Source organism: Mycolicibacterium stellerae, from assembly GCF_003719305.1.
In the GTDB taxonomy this organism is placed as follows: Bacteria; Actinomycetota; Actinomycetes; order Mycobacteriales; family Mycobacteriaceae; genus Mycobacterium; species Mycobacterium stellerae.
The window spans coordinates 33,353-47,905 of record NZ_RARC01000018.1 but is presented as its reverse complement, the minus strand read 5'-3'; the positions used below and the strand labels follow the sequence as shown (position 1 = coordinate 47,905).

Annotated in this window: 10 protein-coding genes and 1 pseudogene; 5 read left to right on the top strand and 6 right to left on the bottom strand. The window is 64.0% G+C overall.

Translation table 11 applies throughout. The annotated features are described in order from the left end of the window. Positions 1-43: 43 nt before the first annotated feature. Together D6M19_RS34865 and D6M19_RS20920 are read right to left on the bottom strand one after the other, a co-directional pair. A pseudogene (locus D6M19_RS34865) lies at positions 44-3,736 on the bottom strand (amino acid adenylation domain-containing protein); the annotation flags it as partial. 28 nt (positions 3,737-3,764) lie between these two features. Next, complete coding sequence (locus tag D6M19_RS20920) at positions 3,765-3,989, bottom strand: MbtH family protein (RefSeq protein WP_123027182.1); 225 nt, start codon at positions 3,987-3,989, stop codon at positions 3,765-3,767. Between the two features lie 162 nt (positions 3,990-4,151). Between D6M19_RS20920 and D6M19_RS20915 the strand changes: the two genes are divergently transcribed. Next, on the top strand, positions 4,152-4,808 hold the full coding sequence (locus D6M19_RS20915; RefSeq protein ID WP_123027181.1) for a VldE C-terminal domain-containing protein: 657 nt from the start codon (positions 4,152-4,154) through the stop codon (positions 4,806-4,808). Between the two features lie 54 nt (positions 4,809-4,862). Here D6M19_RS20915 and D6M19_RS20910 read toward each other — a convergent pair whose 3' ends face one another. From D6M19_RS20910 to D6M19_RS20895, 4 genes are all read right to left on the bottom strand, one after another. Continuing rightward, the gene (locus D6M19_RS20910; protein WP_123027180.1) at positions 4,863-5,177 is read right to left on the bottom strand and encodes a hypothetical protein; all 315 of its coding nucleotides are present in this window, start codon (positions 5,175-5,177) and stop codon (positions 4,863-4,865) included. 413 nt (positions 5,178-5,590) lie between these two features. Continuing rightward, positions 5,591-5,866: a hypothetical protein gene (locus D6M19_RS20905; RefSeq protein WP_123027179.1), complete on the bottom strand. Its 276-nt coding sequence runs from the start codon at positions 5,864-5,866 to the stop codon at positions 5,591-5,593. Between the two features lie 628 nt (positions 5,867-6,494). Beyond that, positions 6,495-7,148 carry a GAF and ANTAR domain-containing protein gene (locus D6M19_RS20900; RefSeq protein ID WP_234834969.1) on the bottom strand — a complete coding sequence of 218 codons (654 nt, stop codon included), beginning with the start codon at positions 7,146-7,148 and terminating at the stop codon, positions 6,495-6,497. A 357-nt stretch (positions 7,149-7,505) separates the two neighbouring features. Then, on the bottom strand, positions 7,506-10,796 hold the full coding sequence (locus D6M19_RS20895; RefSeq protein ID WP_234834962.1) for a helix-turn-helix transcriptional regulator: 3,291 nt from the start codon (positions 10,794-10,796) through the stop codon (positions 7,506-7,508). A gap of 150 nt (positions 10,797-10,946) precedes the next feature. Here D6M19_RS20895 and D6M19_RS20890 point away from each other — a divergent pair, with 150 nt between their 5' ends. The 4 genes from D6M19_RS20890 to D6M19_RS34315 all read left to right on the top strand — a co-directional run bounded on the left by D6M19_RS20890 (position 10,947) and on the right by D6M19_RS34315 (position 14,487). Next, positions 10,947-12,473, top strand: coding sequence for a GMC family oxidoreductase (locus tag D6M19_RS20890; protein ID WP_123027176.1), 1,527 nt, complete (start codon positions 10,947-10,949; stop codon positions 12,471-12,473). Between the two features lie 28 nt (positions 12,474-12,501). Continuing rightward, a complete protein-coding gene (locus tag D6M19_RS20885) occupies positions 12,502-13,086 on the top strand; it encodes a P-loop NTPase family protein (protein WP_206428584.1) in 585 nt (194 codons plus the stop codon). 202 nt (positions 13,087-13,288) lie between these two features. Beyond that, positions 13,289-13,936 carry a maleylpyruvate isomerase family mycothiol-dependent enzyme gene (locus D6M19_RS20880; protein WP_123027175.1) on the top strand — a complete coding sequence of 216 codons (648 nt, stop codon included), beginning with the start codon at positions 13,289-13,291 and terminating at the stop codon, positions 13,934-13,936. Between the two features lie 380 nt (positions 13,937-14,316). Then, positions 14,317-14,487: a hypothetical protein gene (locus tag D6M19_RS34315; protein ID WP_164478603.1), complete on the top strand. Its 171-nt coding sequence runs from the start codon at positions 14,317-14,319 to the stop codon at positions 14,485-14,487. Positions 14,488-14,553: the final 66 nt, after the last annotated feature.

The following is a 14,553-nucleotide window of genomic DNA, read 5'->3' as shown; positions in this document are numbered from 1 at the left end:
TTATCGGCTCGAGCCCGCCAGGACTCCCGTCGATCCTCGTCGCCAGCTGCGCGACAGTCGAAGTATCGAACAAGGTGCGCACCGCGATGTGCGCGTCCAACGTCTTGTTGACCGCGGCGACGACCCGCATCGCCGACAGCGAGTCCCCGCCCAAATCGAAGAACGAGTCATCGACCCCGACGCGGCTGACTCCCAGCACATTCGCGTAGATGCCCGCGATGAGCTCCTCGGTGAGGTTCGTCGGCGCACGATATTCGCCGCTGTCGTCGCGGTACTCGGGTGCGGGCAGGCTGCGGCTGTCGAGCTTTCCGCTGACCGTCAACGGCAGCGCATCCATGACGACGACCGCGGCAGGCACCATGTACGGCGGCAGCCGGTCGGCCAACACTGCGCGCAGTTCAGCAGGGTTTGCCGTCCCGGTGACATATCCCACCAGTCGCTTGTCACCGGATGGATCCTCGCGGACGACCACCGCCGCCTGATCAACCCCGTCGGATGCGGCAAGGGCGGTTTGGACGTCACCGAGTTCGATGCGATACCCGCGGATCTTGACCTGTTCGTCAGCGCGCTGCACATATCGCAGCTGGCCGTCGGCGCCCCAATGAACGAGGTCCCCCGTTCGATACATCCGCGTTCCAACGCCGCCGAACGGGCATGCCACAAAACGCGACGCGGTCAATCCGGTGCGGCGCCAGTATCCGGCGCCCACGCCCCGGCCCGCGACGTAGAGCTCGCCGACGACACCAGGCGGCACCGGCCGCAGCCACTCATCGAGCACGAACAGCGCCGTGCCCGGCGCAGGCGAACCGATCGGCGCGGCACCAGACCCCGCGGCCAGAGGCGAACTCAACGTCGCATAGATGGTCGTCTCTGTCGGGCCGTAGGCGTTGAGCATCACTCGCCCTGGCGCCCATTGATCGACCACGGCGGCCGGACATGCCTCACCGCCCACCAACAGGTTCGCCGACTCCAACCCCTCCTGCGCCAACATGCCTATTGCAGAGGGCGTTTGAGTGAGCACGTTGACGTGTCGGGAGACCAGCAGGTCATGGAAGTCTGTCGGCGAAGCGGCCACCGCCTCGGGTACGACAACCAGCCGACCGCCCCGCAACAGTGCACCCCAGATCTCCCACACCGAGAAGTCGAATGCGTAGGAGTGGCATTGCGACCAAACCTGATCCTCGGCCGGGGGCAGCCCGTCGTTCAGGGACGCGATGAGCTGCGTCAGGTTGTGGTGGTTGATAGCCACACCCTTGGGCACACCGGTGGTGCCGGAAGTGTAGATGAAGTAGGCGATGTCGTCGGGGTAAGGCAGTGGCAAACCCGAAGCCGGATAGGTCGCGGTGCCCGGGTCGTCGATGGCGATCACCGGCAGATCGCATCCGTCCAACTGGGAGCGCGCGCGGGTGGTGATCACGGCGATCGGTTCGGCATCGCCGACCATGAACTCCAGGCGGGTGCTGGGCAGCCGCTGATCCAAGGCCAGATAGGCAGCCCCGGTCTTGAGCACGGCAAGAATGGCGATGACGGCCTCCGCCGAACGCTCGAGCATCAGCGCGACGCACTTGCCGGGTCCTGCGCCATGGGCGGACAGGTTGTGTGCCAACCGGTTCGCGGACTCGTCGACCTCCCGATAGGTCCACGACGAATCTCCGCATATCAGCGCAGGCGCGTCGGGAGCACGCGCGACTTGCCCTGCGAACGCCTCCGGAATCGACGTCGCGACCGGTGCGGGCTGTTCGAGCACCGCGCGGTTACCCCAGAGGTCCAGCCGAGCCCGCTCAGCGGCTTCGATCAGATCCACCGACGACAACGGGGCCGTCGGGTCGGCCGTGAGTGCCGACAAGACCCGCTGAAACCGGTCGACGAGGGCTCCGACGGTGTCCGCGTCGAAGACATCGGTGCGGTACTCCACCCGCCCGCCTATCCCGGCGGGTTCTCCGGCTTCGGTGCTGCGTTCCCCGATGAAGATCGACAGATCCATGGATGCGGTGCGGGTCTCGAGGGGCATCGCGGTTACCTGGAGATCTTCGACCGTCAAAGCGAGCGAAGCACTCTTCTGCCAGCCCAGCATCACCTGGATCAGGGGGTGATGGGTCAATGATCGGGGCGGGTTGAGCCGCTCGACGAGCGCTTCGAAGGGTATGTCCTGATGCTCGTAGGCGGCCAGGCTGCGCTTGCGCACCTGCTCGAGCAATTCGGCGAACGTCGGATCGCCGCCCACATCGACACGCAGGATCAAGGTGTTGACGAAGAATCCGACGAGACGATCCAGCGCAGGATCGCCGCGGCCGGCGATCGGAAAGCCCACCGCCACATCGGGACTGGCGCTCAGCCGTGACAACAGCACCGCAAGCGCCGCCTGCATCACCATGAAGCTGGTGGCGTTGTGCTCGCGGGCCACGTCGCGCACGCGCCGCTGGACGTCGGCCGACCAGTCCACCGGCACACTGGCGCCGCGATGGTCGGCGACAGGCGGATAGGGCCGATCGGTTGGCAGCTCCAAGCGCTGGGGCATGCCGGCGAGCTGATGCTCCCAGAACCGTGACTGGGCGGCGAGCGGGCTGTCCGGATCGCTCAGGTCGCCAAGGCATTCCCGCTGCCACAGCGCGTAATCCGCATACTGCACCGGCAGCTCGGGCCAGTCGGTGGCGCGCCCCGTGTACCTGCCGGCATAAGCGGCGCTGATGTCGGAGGCCAGGACACCGATAGACCAGCCGTCTCCTGCGACATGGTGTACGACCACAACCAATATGTGGTCGTCGTCGGTGATGCGGAAAGCCTGTGCCTGCAAGGGAATGTCGGTGGCGAGGTCGAAACTGTACTGAGCCACTTCCTGGATCGCGTCATCGAGCCGGGCGGCAGGCCATCCGGTGCAGTCGACGACCTTCCAGCCGAAGTCGGCCTCATCGACGGGCAGCACGAGCTGTTGGGGTATCCCGTCGACTGCGGAAAACACTGTTCGTAGGCTTTCGTGCCTGCCCGCGACATCCGCCATCGCCAAACCAAGCGCCGTGACATCAAGCGGCCCGTGCAGCCGCAACGCGACCGCGCGGTTGTAAACCGGTGAGGGGCCTTGCAATTGGCCGATGAACCACAGCCTGCTCTGGGCAAAAGACAGCGGAAGAACTGCGGGCCGCTCACGAGCGAGCAGAGGCCGCGAGCTTCCTGAATCCCCGCCGAGCCGGGTTGCCAACTCGGTGACGGTGGGCGCATTGAAAACGGAACCCAACGGCAGATGAGCGTCGAAGGCGGCGTTGACCGCGGCGAGAACCCGCATCGCGCCAAGCGAGTCTCCACCTAGATCGAAGAATGAGTCGTCAACGTCGACATGGTCGAGACCGAGCACCTGGGCGAAGATCTCTGTCAGCACCTGCTCGATCGCACGGTAGCGATCGGAGTCGTCATAGTCGGGAGCAGGCAATGCGGCCGTGTCCAATTCGCCGTCGGACGTCAACGGAAGCGCGTCGAGCACCTCCACAGCCGTCGGCACCATGTAGGGCGGTAGCTGTTCGGCCAACGCCAATCGAGTGGCCGTCGAGTCTGCAGAGCCGGTGATGTAGCCGACGAGACGCCTTACGCCCTGCCGGTCTTCGCGGGCGATCACAACGGCCCCGTCCACGCCGGCCAACTCGGCTAGTGCAGCCCGAACCTCTGCGAGGTCGATGCGGTAGCCACCGACCTCGACCTGCTCGTCTGCGCCGCCATTGATGCGCAGCGGGCCATCACGTCGCATAGGACCGCCAACCCTGACGGCTTGGGAATCAGGAGTCCGCCGCCTGCGCCAGACGCTCGCGCAGGCTTCTCGGCCGGATGTCGGTCCAATTGTGTTCGATGTAGTCCAGGCAGTCGGCGCGGTCGGCCTCGCCGTAGACAACCCGCCACCCGGCAGGCACATCGGCGAACACCGGCCAAAGGCTGTACTGCTCCTCGTCGTTGACCAGGACGAAGAAACTGCCGTTTTCGTCATCGAACGGATTGGTGCTCACTCGTTCTCCTATCCGTGCACCTGCGATGGCGACGTCAACATAGCACCGCTAACCTTCGTTTCTCGTGGTAAGCGGTGTCTGCGGTCGCATCCACAAGTTCACAAGGGCGGTCACACTACCGATCCCAACAAATGTCTCCCGACGAAAACGTAAGCTGCCCCCGTGGGCAGGGGCGTGTTGGCAAACGGCGGCGGCCGGTTGTTGGTCGTCGTCGCGTCGGTCGCGGTTTCGGCGGCCATGATCTACGACCAAACCACGGACGCCAAGAGCTCGGAGGCTACCTCTGCCGGTCAGGGGGCGGTGGCATCCAGCGCGCCTGTTCCCGCAAGCCCCGCGGCGCCGGACTTGATCGCCGCGAGCGCGCCGGTCGCCAATCAGGCGACGTCGTTCGCGCTGCCCGTTGGCATCGCACCGGAGCAGGGGCTGCAGGTCCACACCATCTGGGTGGCCCGTGCGATCGGCGTGATGTTCCCCGAGATCACCACCATCGGCGGAGCCCGCCAGGACGCCTTGAAGTGGCATCCCAACGGGTTGGCGATCGACGTGATGATTCCGAACCACAACACCGACGAAGGCATCGAGCTCGGCAACCAGATAGCCGGCCTCGCGCTCGCCAACGCCAAGCGCTGGGGCGTCATCCACGTGATCTGGCGACAGGGCTTCTACCCCGGCATCGGCGCGCCGAGCTGGACGGCGGACTACGGCAACGAGACAGCGAACCACTACGACCACGTTCACATCGCCACCGACGGAGGCGGATACCCGACCGGGCAGGAGACCTACTTCATCGGATCGATGAGTCCTGCGCCACTCAACTGACAGTGCGGCCCGCCACCGCTGATGGGTAGCGGGCCGACTGGCCGCGAGCGGCGGTCAGGGTTGTGCGAACACGGACAGGGTGCCGCCCTTGATAACCGGCACTCGAACGTTGCCGACGTTCTTCTTCGGTGTGGTGGTGATAGTTCCGCCGCTGCAGCTGACGGTCTTCCCGTCGACGATGACGGACTGACCGTCGTCGATCGGAATCGGATAGCCGTCCTTGTCGGTGTAGGTGCAGCCTCCGCCGCCCGTGGTCGGGTTGTCGTCCGCAGCGTGGGCGGTCGCCGGTGCCAGGGCGAGAATCGCGAAGGCGCCAAGGATCGTTGCGGCGTACTTGAAGCGGGACTTGGGGGCGGTTGATGCGGTCATGGTGAGTTCCTCTCGGGGGTGGTGCGGCGTGGAGTTGTTGAGAGGAATACTCCGGAATGCGCGGCGCTTCGGTAATGACCCACGGAGCCACATTTCACTGGTGAGACGGAAGAGTTTCCTATCCGTCCGGTAAGCATCGGGGTGAACCGAGCTCGGATGAACGTTTGCTGCCTTTTGAATTCGTTTTATGGATGACAGGTCCTGGGCCCAAGCTTGGATGGGTCCGAGAAGAACAACACAGTGATATGTGCAGGTGAACAAGCCCCAGGATGCCAGCGCGACGCTAACGGGCAACGCATACGCGGAGTCGGCGGTTGGCTTACCGACGGGACCCGGACATCGCTGGCCGGCAGACATCGCTGACACCGGTCTGTGGGCAACGCCATCGCCCTGCGGACGCGTCCCGTTCGGGATTACTCCCGCACCTGTCGAGTAATGAGACCCTTGGTGGACCGGGAGTCGATGAGGCACCGGGAATCGACCTGTTCACCTTGTCGTTCATCGCCGTAGTAGACGCGGTAACCCTCGATGGCCGTCGTGTCGCCCTCTGAGTGCGTGTGAGTGACACTTTCTGTGTCGTCCGACGTTCGGGTGACGGTGAACCACTGACCGGACACGGGATCTTGGATCGTGTCACCCTCTTGGATTTCGGCCAGCGGCACCTGCTCTGTTGCAAGTTCCGAGCTCATTACCCTCCTGGATCGTCGCGGTGGTGGGCTGCCGCTCGGCGATCACCTTCAGGATCATCCCGCCGCGGGGCGCCGGTCAATCCTTCGCCCTACCGCTGCGTGGAAACCAGGCCTGCAACTGTGACCGCGGCGGTCCGTGGACTGAGTGACCACATTCGCCCGGTCTTCGAGCTTGTGTTGATGGTCGCGCTTCGTTTGCCGCTGAGGCGGTGACGGGCTTATCCAGCCCACCGCAAAGTTTGCAGACGAGCGGCGGCCGCGATGAACTGTCCCGTCCCCAAGATCACCACAACGGCGTGATATGGCTCGCATAAACAGCGCTCTCGTCCGCGTTGTCAGCCTTTGCCGCAGGCGTGTTTTCGCCGAGGCCGTGACTCATTGTGCTGCGAGATACCCGCACGGGCGAACACGGGCAGCTGCGATCGAAGACTGGCGAAGTCCATCGTTGGTTTGAGCATTTGGCTTTTGGGCATTCGGATAGGCAGTGGGGACCGATAAAGCGAAGGTTGCGTGTCGAATCCTGCGAGGCGGTCCGTGAGGTCAACCCGAAGTTCAGCAGAGAGCAAACTCGCGGCTCCGTCGTGCACGATGCCCCCTGGACGTCGATTACGTGCCAGCCGAAGGTGCCCTAAGGGGTAGGTGGATGGTCCTTGTCGACCAGAGCTTCCGCGATTTGGACGACGGGCTCGTTTCGATCTTGTGAAAGTTTGACCAGCAGCCTGAATGCATCGACAGCGTTGATGTCGTGTCGCTCCATGACGATGCCCTTGGCCTGACCGATTATGTCGCGTGACGCCAAACCACTTCGGAATTGTCTGCCGCGGCGCGCGCCGGACAGTCCTACGGCCGCGTGAGCCGCGATCACCAACGCCAACTCTTCGATATGCGCCGTGAAATTGCCGGCTCGTTCGGAGTAAAGATTCAATGCACCCAGCTCAGAGTCGTCGGTGAAAAGCTGAATCGTCAGTGATGAGCGCACCGACGTTTGGGCCAGCGCCGCAGTAATGAAGTCCGGCCATCGCGTCTCAGCTTGGTAATCATCGACAACCACCGTGTGATGTTGCTGGAGGGCTGACAAACACGGGCCCTGCTGATGATGTTCCTGCAACCTGTCCAAGGTCCGCGAGGTCTCTCCAGTCGCTGCCGTCGACGTCAGCCGCCGTCGTTTGTCGACCAGTGTCACGCCCGCATGATGCACGCCCGCGAGTAGGCGCACCGCGGTCTGCGTCACCTCCAGCAGCAACTCGTCGGGGTCGATGTCGCCGATTCGCGCGCCGTGCATGCTGCGCGCCAGTTCGCCGATCCGTCCGTGCAAACTGTCGTCTTGCTCGTTTTCTCTCGCCATCGCGCCGCCTCGCCTTGCCACATATTTGACGTTGCCATTTTAGACAGCCTCGTGCACTGCCGATCGAGCGTCGAGGAGCGCTAGATTTGCGAGGTGGCCGGCGTCACCTGGTCTACTCGTGCAACTGACCCCGCCGTCGTGCTCGGCTGGAGGCCGTCGCGGAACTGCACCTGGAAGGCGCCGTCTGCAAGGGCCTTGCTCGCCGTACAAACCAGGGCACGAGATTGGGTTCACAGAGGCATCACCGAGTGTTGATCGAGCAACAGCGCCCGTTGGAAGTAGTGCATCCCGATTCTATGCATGGCGCGCGGCCTTTTGCGCGAGTTGCACCCGCGAGGTCAGGCCGAGCTTGGTGTAGACGTGGGTGAGATGGGCTTGGACGGTGCGCGGGGAGACGAACAGCCGCGCGGCGACCTCCTTGTTGCCCAGGCCTTCACTCACGAGTTTCACGACGTCGAGCTCTGCGCGGGTAAGCGAACCCCAGCCGCTAGTCGCGCGCTTGCGCTCGCCGCGGCCTCTTAGCGCGTACGCGGTTGCCTCCTCGTTTGACAAAGCCGCACCCTCCGCCCAAGCCGCATCAAAGTCGCGTTCACCCAGGGCATCTCGAACGGCGCCGATTCTGGCCTCGTCGCATTCGTCGAGAATCTTGAAGCGCACCAACCCCATCCGCTGACGGGCCGCGTCTGCCGCACCGAAGAGGCGTGCCGCCAATAGGTCGTTGTCACTTTCGGCCGCCGCGACGGCCAGGCAGTCCAGGGCAAACGGAATTATCAGGTCACCGCCGAGGCGGGCAGCCAGCTCGAGCGCGTCGTACCCGTCGCGTTCGGCCCTCTCGAGTTCGCCCTGTGCGATCTGTATACGCGCGCGCGATGTCAACGATGCCGCCAAACTCCACGCCGTGGTAACCGACACCACATCGTCGGCCCAGCGACGGGCGGCGGCGAGATCGCCGCATGCCAACGGGGCAAGAGGCGCCCAGGTGTATATCCCCGCTGTCAGGGGATCCATCGCCGTGCCGTCGCGCGCGGCTTCGTATGCGTCCCACGCTGCGGACGCATCGCCCGTGGCCAGGTGCACCGTGCCCAAAGCTGCCTGGGCAATTCCTTTGTGGAATTCAAGGGACTCCGATGCGCGTTCGAGGTGCTCTACCGCCCCTGCTCGCGCGTTCGCAACATCTCCGAGATAGGCCAGCGCGTAGGTCCGCGTGGTCGAACCGGCCATCGCCCACGACAAATCGTTGGCCGCGATGCATTCTTCGACCACCTCACCCAACCGCGCGACGCACCCAATCAAGTCGCCGCGGAGGACCTGTGCCCAGCCCAGCACGTAGCGCAACTGACGACATAGAAAACCGTCGCCGACGTCCTCGGCAATCCGAAGTCCTTCCTCGGCGGCAAGTTGAGCCGCGGCGGGCTCGTCCAACACGCGTCCGGTCATCCACTCGAGGCCGATGATCTGCGCCAACGACCGGAAATCGCCAATCTCGCGGGCGAGTTCCTTCGCCTCTGCGAACAACGGCCCGGCCATCTCACGGTCGTAGGCATTGACTAGGGCTGCGCAGGACGTCAGGGCCCGCACCAGAAGCGTTGGGTCGCCGAGTTCCCGTGCCGTTGCGAGCGCCTGCTCGGCCTCGTCACGGCCCTCGGTCGAGCCGGTAATCGACAGCAGCAGCGCTTGGTCCGCGGAAGCACGCACGCGCGCAGCCGATACGTCGGCGGTTTGCGGACTATCGACGGCAAGCGCGACGCCGAGCCAGTTCAGTCCTTCCTGCACGCGTCCCCGCGTGAACCACAGTGGTTGCAACGACGACGCCAATGCGAGTGCCAACGTGTCATCCGCTCGTTCCCTGCTCCACGCAAAAGCCGCTCGTAAATTGTCTATTTCGGCTTCCACCCGCTCGATGCGCTCTTGGTAGGCGCTATCGGCAGGTTCGTCCAGAAGTGCGGCCATCGCGGTGTAGTGGTCGCGGTGGCGGGTTCGCACATCGTCACCTTCGAGGGCCTCGCGGAGCTTTTCCTGTGCGTATTGACGCACCGTTTCCAGCATCCGGTAACGGGTGCCACGGCCGGTGACTTCAGCCACTACCAGCGACTTGTCCACCAGCAGCGTGAGTTGGTCGAGTACCTGGTAGCGCTCGACGTCGGCGCCGCCAGCGACTGACTGGGCGGCGTCGAGATCGAACCCCCCCAGGAAAACCGCCAGCCTGCGGAACAAGAACTGCTCTTGCTCGGACAGCAACGCGTGCGACCAGTCCACCGATGCGCGCAATGTCTGTTGGCGCCGCACAGCGGTGCGGGCGCCTCCGGTCAGGAGCCGAAACGTGTCGCGCAGGCTGTCCAGGATCTCTGACGGAGTCAAGGCGCTTACCCGTGCGGCGGCCAGTTCGATGGCCAACGGAAGACCGTCGAGTCTGCGACAGATCTCGGTCACGACTTCTCTGTTCTCGGCGGTCACCCGAAATCCGGGCCTTGTCCTGCGTGCGCGGTCGCAGAACAACTCGATCGCTTCGTCCTCCAACGACAGCGACGACACGCGCCAGCTCACTTCGCCGGCGACACCGATCGGTTCGCGGCTCGTCGTGAGCAGCGTCAATGCCGGGCTCCCTGCCAACAAGGAGGTGATCAACTCGGCGCTGGAGTCGAGTAGGTGCTCGCAGTTGTCGAGCAGGATCAGCATGCGACGATCGCGAACGAACCGCAGCAGTATGTCGATGGTCTGTTGGCCGGGCTGGTCGGGCAGGCCAAGCGCTCGTGCCGCCGTCACTGGCACCGCGTCGGGATCGGTGATCGATGCCAGGTCGACATACCAAACCCCGTCGGCGTACTCGATGGCTGTTGCGGCGGCGATCTGAATCGCCAGGCGTGTCTTGCCCGCACCACCCGCGCCAGTCAAAGTGACAAGCCGGTTTTCGGCGAGTGCTTCCCGAATTCCCGCCATCTCTGCTTGTCGTCCGATGAAAGTCGTCAGCTGAACCGGAAGATGCTCGGTTGCAACGATATTGGCCGTGCGCAACGGCGGGAAGTCATTGTGCAGATCCGGATGGCACAGTTGGACAACCCGCTCCGGTCGGGGAAGGTCGCGCAGTGGATGGGAGCCCAGGTCGTTGAGTGTGACGTCCTCCGGGAGCTGGTCGACGACAAGTGGTTCCGTCGCCCCAGAGAGCACCGTCTGTCCGCCGTGGGCAAGGTCGCGCAGCCGTGCAGTGCGATTGATCGTCGGGCCGATGTAGTTACCTTCGTCGCGCAGGTTCACATCGCCGGTGTGCAGGCCGATGCGCAGCTTGATCGGCGCCAACGGGGCTCGCTGCAAGTCGAGAGCGCATGTCACCGCGTCGGCGGCGCGCGCGAACGCTATGACGAAGCTGTCGCCCTCCCCCTGCTCGACGGGCCGCACGCCGTGGTGTGCGGCAACCACGTCGGCAAGCGTCTGGTCGAGGCGCGCGACTGCAGCCTTCATCGCCTGCGGCTGGGTCTCCCACAGGCGAGTCGAACCCTGGACGTCGGCCAGCAGCAACGTGACGGTGCCAATCGGAAGCTCACTCATGTCCGGGCCAATGTCTGGGTTGCTCCAGCTTGCTTCGCTCATGCTAGCCAGCGTGCGGTGGCGCACAGCGCAAAACATCAGCGAAATCGCCAATAGTTGCGACCGGGGTATGCGTATGTACGCATGCAGAAACCTCAGATCTAGGCGCATTGGCCGATGGCTGCGGGTCGGGCTCGCCGGACAGTCGACTCCATGACGGCATATGACTTCATCGTGGTTGGTGCAGGGTCGGCAGGTTGCGCGGTGGCGGGACGGTTGGCGACCGAGTCTTCGGCAAGCGTGCAGTTGGTCGAAGCCGGTGGTTCTGATCGACGGTTGACGACGCGAGTGCCGCTGTTGGCGCCGATGCAGTACGGGACTTCGTTGGACTGGGCGTATGTAACCGAACCGGAGCCCGCCTGCGGCGGCAGGCGGATCGCGCAACCGCGCGGTCGAGTGCTCGGCGGTTGCAGTGCGATGAACGGCATGTTCTGGGTCAAGGGCAGCAATCTGGACTACGACGGCTGGCGGCTACCCGGCTGGGGGTGGGATGACGTCGCTCCGGTATTCGCACGGATCGAGCAGGGGCCGATGCACATCACCCGCTCACCATTTCCCGACGAGTTGTCTCATCGCTTCGTCGCGTCCGCGCGGGCATCCGGCGTCGCTTCCAACGATGACGTCAGCGGACCCGAACTCGACGGTGCGGCGATCACGCCGGTCAACATCCACAAGGGCCAACGCTGGAGTACGGCCCGCGGGTACCTCGGCCACTGCAACAATCTGACCGTCGTCACCAAGGCCTCCGTCGACCGGGTGATCATCCGTGACGGCCGCGCCGTCGGAATCGAATATCGCCGCCGCGGACGTGCGCACCGGGCTTTCGCCGACCAGGAGGTCGTCCTGAGCGCCGGCGCTTTCGGCACCCCGCAGCTGCTACAGGTGTCAGGTATCGGTCCGGCGGATCACCTCCGCCGGGTCGGAGTCACCCCACTGGTCGACAGCCGGCGTGTCGGCCAGGGCCTCGCCGACCACCCGTTGACCTGGGCCATCTGGTCCCTCGCGCCAGGCCACGTCGGCCTCGCCGACACTGCAAACCCAAAGTGGTTGCTGCAGTGGCTGTTACGTCGCGGCGGAAAGCTCACCAGTAACGGCGGCGAGGCGCTGGCCCACATCCGGTCGACGCTGGACGCCCCGGCATGCGACGTTCAGCTGATCTTCACGCCCGCCGACGCCCGGGCGGAGCCCCGCGGGGGAAGACTTGCTCCCGCGTTGTCGGTTGGCCATTCGTATTGGACTCCCAAGAGCCGTGGAAGTGTCCTCATTCGTTCATCGGATTCCGCGGTACCACCGGCGATTCGAATGAACCTGCTCACAGAGCGCGAGGATGTCGAGGCACTCGTGCGCGCGGTCAAGCGAACACGGGAGATCATGGCCACCGAGCCGATCGCATCGGCCGTCGAGCGCGAGCTCCAACCCGGTGCCGCCGCGGATATCGAGGCCTGTATCAGGAACACCGCGAAAACCACCAGCCATCCGGCGTGCAGCGTCGCGATGGGTAATGACGCCGATAGCCCGCTTGACGAGAAGCTGCGGGTGCGCGGCGTGGAAAGCCTCCGAGTCGCCGACGCCTCGGCGCTCCCCCAGATACCTCGCGCCAACACCAACGCCCCGTCGATCATGATCGGCGAACGCTGTGCCGATTTCCTGCTGGCGGACGTGAGCCCTGGTGCGATATGAGTACGCCGTGCGCACCTAATCTGGGCGGGTGGTGCTGCTAGGACAAACAGATCCGCTTCCGCAGTCAAGCCAACGCTTCTTGATCACCGGAGCGTCTGGCGCCGGCAAGAGCACATTGCGGATGGTGGTCAGCGATCTGCTCGACCTCCCCACCGTTGAGCTCGATTCGCTCCATCACGGCCCCAACTGGACAAGGCGGCCAACCTTCGCTGCTGATGTCGACACCTTCACGGCGGCGCCCGCCTGGGTCACGGAATGGCAATACTCCTCGGCAAAGCCGTTACTGCTGAGTCGATCTGACGTCCTGGTCTGGCTGGACCACACTCGCTGGACCGTTATGCACCGGGTAGTACGTCGCACATTGCGACGACGACTCCTCAAACAGCGGCTCTGGAACGGAAACTATGAACCGCCGTTGCGAACGGTGTTCACCGACCCCGAGCACATCATTCGCTGGGCGTGGGACACCTACCAGCCGCGGCGCCGCGAAGCCCTCCAAGTAGGCCGGGTGAACGATCGTCCCGTCGTCGTACAACTGTCGAACCAGAGCCAAGTCGAGACGTGGATACGCGGGCCACTCGCTTCCCTAGCTTCTGCCCGAGAGAAAGACTGAAGCTTCGCTGGTTCAGCATCAAACGCCACCGGCTCGTCCAACACCTCACAGACCGAGTGCCGCGCGAGTGGGCTCGGATACGGTCGACAACCTTGGCGGCAGCGGCAATCTCTCTAGAGCCGCCCGCAATTAAGAAAAATAAGGATAATCTAAGGGTATGATAAGAGCGGCTTGAGTCGGTGCCGGAACAGATTGAGGTGTCGTGACCGTCCGTGACGATATAGAGGCCGAGCGTGCCATGCTGGCTGACGCGTTGGAGGCCCTTGGCCCCGATGCCCCCGCTGGATGCGGACATTGGACAGCGTTCGACGTTGCGGCGCACGTTGTCGCGGCCGAGCGGGCAGCTGGAACGCTCGCGTTCTGCATCCGGGTGCTGGCCGCGAGGGGTGTCCAATTTCATCCAAAAGCCCAGTTAGTTGCTTCCGCCATCCGTCGAGAACGCCGCGTCGGCTATCCCGCGGTGATCGCGCGGCTCCGGCAGCGATCTCCGCGGTTGCTGTTAGTTCCAGCGGTGGGTGCGTCCACCTTGTTTGAGGTGTGGATGCATCACGACGACCTTGCAACGACGAACGGTCTTGCTCACGGTGCTCCAGACCACCTCGCCGAGGCGATCCCATCGCTGATGCGATATCAGGCTAAACACCTGCCCGCTGCCAGTCGGCTGATCGTCCGCACAACCGATGGCTACGAATGGACATTCGGTCCCAACGGCGGCCCCAGTGCCGTATTGGCGGGGTCTGCAGCAGATCTCATCCGATGGCTCGCTGGCAGGGGCCCAATATCCGCACTCGATGTCGAGGCTGACTTAGCCGTGGTCGATCAGCTGCATGCGTTCGTCGGCAACATTTAAACTGGCCTGCTTACAGCAGCGGGGGTCAAGTTTCAGAAGTTGGAACAGGGTCAGTCTCCGGGAGTTGTTGACACATACGAAGGACCGGGGTTGCAACACGTGCTCACCGAAGCCATCCGAGAGGCACGAGACGGGCTGTCGCCAATAACCTGGGTACAGGCAATTCAGCAGATCTCCCCGGGCGACCTCGGTCGTTTCAGGCTGGTGACCATGGGCCGTTCCTTTCATTGGATGGACCGCGAACTAGCCCTTACTGCTCTTGACGGGATGGTCGACGACGATGGCAACCTGGTTAGCGCCAACAACAGCACGGCCCGAAGCCGACGGCCGATACCCGCCAGACACATGAGGAAGTATTGGCGAATTCACCGTTCCGACAGGTGAATCGACAGGTCTATGAATTCCTACGGCCCTGGACCATCGAGCATGCCATCGGCTACCTCTACTCGACCTCGCTGTTCATTCGCCGACTGCTCGGTGACCGGCAGACCGCCTTCGAGGAATCGGTCACCGACTCTCTCGCGATCGATCCCACCGGACACTTCACCTAACCCGTCCTTCTCGAGGTCCTGACCGTTACTAGAAACTAGAGCCTCAAAGCAACGGTTAGGAGGATT

Bases quoted from the DNA above. Each gene is read 5' to 3' on its own strand.
- D6M19_RS20895 (WP_234834962.1), bottom strand. From the start codon at position 10,796: ATGAGCGAAGCAAGCTGGAGCAACCCAGACATTGGCCCGGACATGAGT.
- D6M19_RS20900 (WP_234834969.1), bottom strand. From the start codon at position 7,148: ATGCACGGCGCGCGAATCGGCGACATCGACCCCGACGAGTTGCTGCTG.
- D6M19_RS20905 (WP_123027179.1), bottom strand. From the start codon at position 5,866: ATGAGCTCGGAACTTGCAACAGAGCAGGTGCCGCTGGCCGAAATCCAA.
- D6M19_RS20910 (WP_123027180.1), bottom strand. From the start codon at position 5,177: ATGACCGCATCAACCGCCCCCAAGTCCCGCTTCAAGTACGCCGCAACG.
- D6M19_RS20890 (WP_123027176.1), top strand. From the start codon at position 10,947: ATGACGGCATATGACTTCATCGTGGTTGGTGCAGGGTCGGCAGGTTGC.